The sequence below is a fragment of the Paraburkholderia sp. EG304 genome (genome assembly GCF_046543485.1).
GTDB lineage: Bacteria > Pseudomonadota > Gammaproteobacteria > Burkholderiales > Burkholderiaceae > Paraburkholderia > Paraburkholderia youngii.
On record NZ_JBKGUA010000398.1, the window covers coordinates 1 to 329 of the forward strand.

The 329-nt window shown below is 59.3% G+C and carries 1 protein-coding gene; it reads right to left on the bottom strand.

The window, feature by feature from the left end:
• Positions 1-233 (bottom strand): hypothetical protein (locus tag ACLFKU_RS44465; RefSeq protein ID WP_410853481.1); only part of this gene is annotated, 233 nt, incomplete at its 3' end.
• Between the last annotated feature and the right edge of the window lie 96 nt (positions 234-329).

Sequence of the window (329 nt, forward strand, 5' to 3'; positions counted from 1 at the left end):
ATCCGGTCGAACGTGGTGACCAGGGTATCGACTTCGCGCTCACGTCCGTAAAGCTTCTCGGGGATCATCAGCCGGTCGGGGGTGCCGTGCTCGTCCAGCGCGAAGTCGTCGATGCGCCGCTGACGCTCCCAGTCGACGAGGCAACGCCGCAGATCATGCTCGACACCGGCAGCGGTCTGGTAGCGCTCCTCGGCGGTCTTGGCGGTTCTGTCGCAGTAAGGAAAGGGAGTCAAGCAAATGCAATATGCGAAGGATGACTTATGATGCCAGCGAATAAAATTGCTGGGCGGCGGACCGCGCAGTTTTGCTCGAACATTTCATCTGTCCTT